This window comes from Falsiroseomonas oryziterrae (genome assembly GCF_021864505.1).
Lineage (GTDB): Bacteria > Pseudomonadota > Alphaproteobacteria > Acetobacterales > Acetobacteraceae > Falsiroseomonas > Falsiroseomonas oryziterrae.
This window is the reverse complement of record NZ_JAKJIB010000265.1, coordinates 1-6,036: the sequence shown is the minus strand read 5'-3', so window position 1 is coordinate 6,036 and position 6,036 is coordinate 1. Positions and strand designations below refer to the sequence as shown.

Below are 6,036 nucleotides of genomic sequence, written 5' to 3'. Positions count from 1 at the left end.
CGACACCGAGCACCAGGCCGGCGACGATGCGGTTCCGGCGCGGGAAGTGGCGGGCCAGCGGCGCGGTGCCGAGCGGCGCCTCGGCCAGCACGGCGCCGCCCTCCGCCGCGATGCGCGCCTGCAGCGCCGCGTTCTCCGGCGGATAGGGTTGGTCGAGCCCGCCGGCGACCACCGCCACCGTGCGCCCATGGGCCTGCAGCGCCCCGAGATGCGCCGCCGCATCCACCCCGCGGGCCAGGCCGGAGGTCACCACGACGCCCGCCATGGTCAGCCCCGCCGCCAATTCCTCCGCGATCCGGCGTCCCGCGGCCGAGGCCGAGCGCGCCCCGACCACGCCCACCTGCCGCCGCGCCAGGACCGAGGCATCGCCGAGCACCGCCAGCACCGGCGGCGCATCCTCGAGCCGCGCCAGCAGGGGCGGGTAGCCCGGCGCGCCCAGATGCAGCACCGCCGCGCCCATCGCCGCGAGGCCGGCGAGTTCACGCTCCGCGGCCTCTGGCGGGCAGGCGACGATCTCGCGCCCCGACCGGGCGGCGAGGCGCGGCAGTGCCGCGAGCGCCCGCTCCGCGCTGCCGTGCTGGTCGACAAGGCGGCGGAAGATCGCCGGGCCGACGCCCTCGCTGCGGGCAAGGCGGAAGCGGGCTAGGGCCTCGCGCGGGTCCATGCGCCCAGCCGATCACGCTCCGGCCAATCCATCAACAATAAGTTGAAGTAAGGCGCCTACTTCTTCGCCCCGAAGCGCGGCTCCGTGCCGGCCATCAGGCGCTCGATGTTCGGCCTGTGCCGCCAGACAATCAGCGCGGCCAGCGCCGCGGCAAACACCGCGAGCGTCGCGTTCCCGAACAGCGCGGCGGCGATCGGCGCGACGGCGCAGGCGGCCAGCGCCCCGGCCGAGGAGATGCGCGTCGCCGCGAAGACCGCGATCCAGGCGAGCAGCGCCACGCCGCCCAGCCACCAGGCGGCGCCGAACAGCACGCCCGCCCCGGTCGCGACCCCCTTGCCGCCCTTGAAGCCGAGCCAGACGGGGAAAGCATGGCCAGCCATCGCCGCGACGCCCGCGACCAGCGCCGCATCCTCGCCCCAGATCCAGCGCGCGAGCAGCAGCGCGGCGAGGCCCTTCAGCGCATCCAGCGCCAGCGTCGCGGCCGCCAGCCCCTTCCGCCCGGTCCGCAGCACGTTGGTCGCGCCGATATTGCCCGAGCCGACGTTGCGGATGTCGCCGAGGCCGGCCGCCTTGGTCAGCACCAGCCCGAAGGGCACCGAGCCCAGCAGGTAGCCGAGCAGCGCCGCGAGGATCAGGCTCATGCGGCGAAGACCTGCCGCCCGGCCTTCCAGGTGCCGAGCACCTTGCCCTCCAGCGCCCGCCCGTCGAAGGGCGTGTTCTGCGCCTTGCCCGGCAGCCTGCCCGCCTCGACGCGCCAGCCGCGCTCGGGATGGAACAGCACCAGGTCGGCCGGCGCGCCCTTCCGCAGCGTGCCGCCCTCGATCCCGAGCAGCTTCGCGGGCTTCGCGCTGAGCAGGTCGAGCCCGGCCAGCAGCGTCAGGTCGCCGCCATGCACGCGGGCGAGCGTGACGCCGAGCAGCGTCGCCAGCCCCGCGCCGCCGGCCTCCGCCTGGGCGAAGGGCAGGCGCTTGTCGTCGGCATCGCGGGGCTGGTGGTCGGAGGCGATGGCGTCGATCGTCCCGTCCTTCAGCGCCGCGATCACCGCCAGCCGGTCGGCCTCGTCGCGCAGCGGCGGCGAGAGCTTGGCATAGGTGCGGTACTCGCCGATCGCCGTCTCGTTCAGGTCGAAATAGGGCGGCGCGGTGTCGCAGGTCACCTTGAGCCCTTCCGCCTTCGCGGCGCGGATCAGGTCGAGCGCCTCCGCCGTCGAGACATGCGCGAAGTGGACATGCCCCTTCGTGATCCTCGCGAGCGCGATATCGCGGGCGATCATCATCGCCTCGGCCGCGCGCGGGATGCCGGGCAGGCCCATGCGCGTCGCGCGCTCGCCTTCCGTCGCGGCGCCGCCGGCGGCCAGGCTCGGCTCCTCCGGATGCTGCACGACGAAGCTGCCGAAGGCGCGGGCGTAGGAGAGAGCCAGGCGCATGGTGCGCGCCGAACCGATGGCGCGCGCGCCGTCGGTGAAGGCGATCGCGCCGGCCTCGCGCAGCAGGCCGAACTCGCTCATCTCCTTGCCCGCGCAGCCGGCGGTGGCGGCGCCGTAGGGCAGGATCGTCACGCAGCCCGTCGCCTCGCCGCGGCGGATGACGAACTGGATCAGCGCGGGATCGTCGAGCGGCGGGTCGGTGTCGGGCAGGGCGCAGAGCGTGGTGATGCCGCCCGCGGCCGCGGCCTGTGCGGCGCTGGCGATGGTCTCCCTGTGCTCGGCGCCCGGCTCGCCGAGCGCGGCCCGCAGGTCCACCAGGCCCGGTGCCAGGCAGGCGCCGCCACCTGCCACGACGGTCGCGCCATCGGGCCGCCCGAGCGACGCACCGTGATCCAGGATGAGGCCGTCGCGGACCAGCAGCTCGCCCGGCGCGTCGAGGCCCGTCGCCGGATCGAGCAGCCGGACATCGGTGATCAGCAGGTCGCCCATGCGCCGGTTATAGACGCGCTCGCGAGTCACGCCATCCGGCCCCTCACGCCGGCCGGGCCACGCGGCCCCGGAGCCGCGCGGCCCAGGCGCCGGCCGTGAGCAGCCAGATGAAGGCCAGCGTCGCCGCCCAGCTCCAGCGGCCGCCCAACGCATCGGCCGGGACGATCCGCGGCGGCGCATCGGGCACGAGGAGCACCGCCACGCTGTCGCCGCGGCGCGGCGCGCGGGCCGGGTCCGCCCAGCTGCCGCCTTGGACCGGCACGGCCCGCTCGGCCCAGGCGACAGTCTGTGTCCCTTCGGGCCATGGCACCGACAGCCGCGCCTCGATGACCCAGGAGCGGCGCCATCGCTGCTCGGCGCCGGTTTCCACGATGGTCGCCGTGGCGGGCGTGCCGCGCAGCGCGACTTCGGCATCGGCCGCGGCCATCAGCGACGCGATCACGGCCGCGCCCGTCATTGCCGCCACCACGACGGACAGCAGGATCCGGGCGCCGCGGCCTCGTGGCCGCATGTCGCCGCTCACGCCGGCCTCAGGCGTTCCGCCGCAGGTTGCGCGACAGCAGGTCGAGCACCGCCATGCGCGCCGCGACGCCCATCTCCACCTGCTCGCCGATCACGCTGCGCGCCGGGTCGTCGGCCACCGCGCTGTCGATCTCGACGCCGCGGTTCATCGGGCCGGGATGCATCACGATCGCATCCGGCTTCGCCCAGGCGAGCTTCTGCGCGTCCAGCCCGTAGAAGCGGAAGAACTCGCGCGCCGAGGGCACCAGCCCGCCCGTCATCCGCTCCTTCTGCAGCCGCAGCATCATGACCACGTCGGCGCCCTCGAGGCCCGTTCGCATCTCGTGATGCACCTCGACGCCAAGCCGCGCGGCCTCGGCCGGGATCAGCGTCGGCGGGCCGACGATGCGCACGCGGGCGTTCATGGTCAGCAGCAGGTGGATGTTCGACCGCGCGACGCGCGAATGCAGCACGTCGCCGCAGATCGCGACCGTCAGCCCCTCCAGCCTTCCCTTACGGCGGCGGATCGTCAGCGCGTCGAGCAGCGCCTGGGTGGGATGCTCATGCGTGCCGTCGCCGGCATTGATCACCGCCGCATCCACCTTCTGCGCGAGCAGCGCCGGCGCGCCGGACTGGCCGTGGCGCACCACCAGCAGGTCGGTCCGCATCGCGTTCAGCGTGGCCGCGGTGTCGAGCAGCGTCTCGCCCTTGTTCACGCTGCTGGTCGAAACCGACATGTTGACGATGTCGGCGCCGAGCCGCTTGCCGGCCAGCTCGAAGCTCGTGCGGGTGCGCGTGCTGTCCTCGAAGAAGAGGTTGATCAGCGTGCGGCCCTTCAGCAGGTCGCGCTGCGTCGTCCCGCGCCGGTTGGCCAGCGCGTAATGGTCCGCGAGGTCCAGCAGCTCGGCGATGTAGGGCGGCTCCAGGCCTTCGATGGCGAGGAGGTGGCGATGGGGGTAGGGCACGGCCGGAGAATAGGCGCCGGGGCCGGGATTCGGCCAGCCGGGGCGCGGTCAGCGCAGCCCGAGCGCCACCCGAAGGCGCCGCGCGTCACTCTCGATCGCCTGGACGCGATGGCCTTCCTGCACCGCGAAGCGCCGCCCGTCGCGCAGCACCAGCCAGCAGCGGAAATAGGGGTCGCCGTCGCTGTCCGTCGTCTGCTCGACCTCCACCGCTTCCGCCGCGTCGCGCGGCAGCACGAGGCGCTGCCGCCTGAACGGCAGGCTCTCGCCCAGCCGCAGCAGGCCGTCGGCGCCGACCTCGGCCCGCACGCGCCGCTGCCGCAGTGCCCAGGCCGCGCCGGCCGCGCCCCCGGCCACGAAGATCGCGAGGATCCCCGCCGTCATCCACCAGGACAGGCCATCCGGCGGGCCGTCGCGCAGCACGAGCCACACCGCGGCAAGCAGCATCGCCCACCAGATGGCCATGAACCACCAGGCGAAGAGCGCGATGTCGTTGCGCAGGACCATGCCCGCGCTTCTACCAGATCACCCCGCCGTCGCGTCCAGCGCGGCCTGCAGCATGTAGGCCGCCGCCGCCGCATCCACGGCCTTCGCACGCTTCGCCCGCGTCATGTCGGCCTCGATCATCGCCCGCTGCACCGCCGCGGTGGACAGCCGCTCGTCCCAGAAGGCGACCGGCAGCCCGGCGGCATCCGCCAGCGCCCGGCCGAAATCCTTGGCCGCCTGCGCGGCCGGGCCGAAGGACCCGTCCATCGACAGCGGCAGCCCTACAACCAGCCCGCCCGCGCCTTCCTTCCGCGCGATGGCGGCCAGCTCCGCCGCCGCCGCGCCGAGCTTCCCCCGCGCCAGCGAGCCGTAGGGCGAGGCGAGCGTCAGCGTCACGTCGGACAGCGCGAGGCCGATCGTCCTGGCGCCGGGATCGACGCCGATCAGCCGCGCCCCGCGCGGCAACCCTGCACGCAGTTCGGCCAGCGGTAGGATGGGCATGGGCCGCACCCACCCCATCCCGCCGCGCCGGTCAAGCGCCGCGCTATCCGACCGGGCGGAGGTGGTTGGCCAGCGTCCAGCGGCCGATCCGCTCGCCGAGGTCGAGCCCGTCCACCACGGCGAAGCGGAAATGCAGCCCGGCCATCACCCGGCTGTCCGCATTCTCCGCCGCCGCCGCCGCGAAGCCGGGGAAGCGCCGGACCGGGTTGGCCGGCAGCGCCGTGGTCGAGGTCAGCGCGAAGGGCGTCGCATCGCCGAGCAGCCCCGCCATCACCGCCGCCGCCGCCGCGCCGAGCGCGCTGTGGGTCGAGGGATGGTCCTGGATCGGCGGCGTCGGCAGCAGCGGCTCCCAGGTCGGATCGGCGACGGTGGCCGGGTTGAAATCCTCCGACGCCATGCGGATCGCGGTGACCGGGCGCCACGCATCGTGGTGCAGCTTGGAATCCCAGCCCGCCACATAGGCGTCGGCCAGCGCCATGTTCACCAGCGCGAACAGCCGCAGCCCGTCATGCAGGTCGAGCCCGCGCTCCCGCGTTACCACGCGCGCGACGCGATTCCAGCCGATGTCGGAGAACTCGTACCAGAAATGCGCCAGATGGGTCTGGTCGTCGGTCCTGCGCGCGCCGAGCCGGCCGCCGAGCTGCTTCACCTCCTCGAAGGCGCGCGCATAGGCGGCGCTTTCCACACGCGGCGGCGGAGCCGCGCGGAACTGGCTCGGGGTCCGCAGCGCGAAGGGGCGCAGCCCGGCCCAGTGCGGCGCGAAGAGGAAGTCGAAGCCCGGCGTATGGCGATACGCCCCGACATGGCCGGACGGCACGTAGACGGCCTCCCGCTCGGCGCCGTCCCCGGCGCGGTCGGTGAGGATGGCGTGCGCGGCGAGCGCGCCCAGCACGCGGCCGCGCTCCACCTCGGCGCCCCGGCCAGCCTCGAGCATCGCCTTCGCGAGCTCCGGCGCCAGCGCCGCGGCCTGGGTCGGATAGAGCGCGGCCAGCACGTCATGCGCCGCC

The 6,036-nt window shown here is 74.6% G+C and carries 8 protein-coding genes; all 8 read right to left on the bottom strand.

The features are described 5' to 3' along the window. On the bottom strand, nt 1–664 hold a 664-nt coding region (locus L2I40_RS17655; RefSeq protein WP_237216508.1), incomplete at its 3' end, for a DNA-processing protein DprA. 56 nt (nt 665–720) lie between these two features. Continuing rightward, nucleotides 721–1,305: a glycerol-3-phosphate 1-O-acyltransferase PlsY gene (gene plsY, locus L2I40_RS17650; RefSeq protein WP_237216507.1), complete on the bottom strand. Its 585-nt coding sequence runs from the start codon at nt 1,303–1,305 to the stop codon at nt 721–723. Beyond that, on the bottom strand, nt 1,302–2,579 hold the full coding sequence (pyrC, locus tag L2I40_RS17645; RefSeq protein WP_237216509.1) for a dihydroorotase: 1,278 nt from the start codon (nt 2,577–2,579) through the stop codon (nt 1,302–1,304). The genes plsY and pyrC overlap by 4 nt, the downstream gene beginning before the upstream one ends. A 43-nt stretch (nt 2,580–2,622) precedes the next feature. Continuing rightward, a complete protein-coding gene (locus L2I40_RS17640) occupies nt 2,623–3,102 on the bottom strand; it encodes a hypothetical protein (RefSeq protein WP_237216506.1) in 480 nt (159 codons plus the stop codon). A 7-nt stretch (nt 3,103–3,109) separates the two neighbouring features. After that, nucleotides 3,110–4,045 (bottom strand): aspartate carbamoyltransferase catalytic subunit, encoded by a 936-nt coding sequence (locus L2I40_RS17635; protein WP_237216505.1) that lies wholly within the window; start codon nt 4,043–4,045, stop codon nt 3,110–3,112. A gap of 48 nt (nt 4,046–4,093) precedes the next feature. Then, nucleotides 4,094–4,549 (bottom strand): hypothetical protein, encoded by a 456-nt coding sequence (locus L2I40_RS17630; RefSeq protein WP_237216504.1) that lies wholly within the window; start codon nt 4,547–4,549, stop codon nt 4,094–4,096. Between the two features lie 18 nt (nt 4,550–4,567). Next, a complete protein-coding gene (gene ruvX, locus L2I40_RS17625; RefSeq protein WP_237216503.1) occupies nt 4,568–5,029 on the bottom strand; it encodes a Holliday junction resolvase RuvX in 462 nt (153 codons plus the stop codon). 43 nt (nt 5,030–5,072) lie between these two features. Further along, a partial coding sequence (locus L2I40_RS17620; protein WP_237216502.1) for a vanadium-dependent haloperoxidase occupies nt 5,073–6,036 on the bottom strand: 964 nt, incomplete at its 5' end.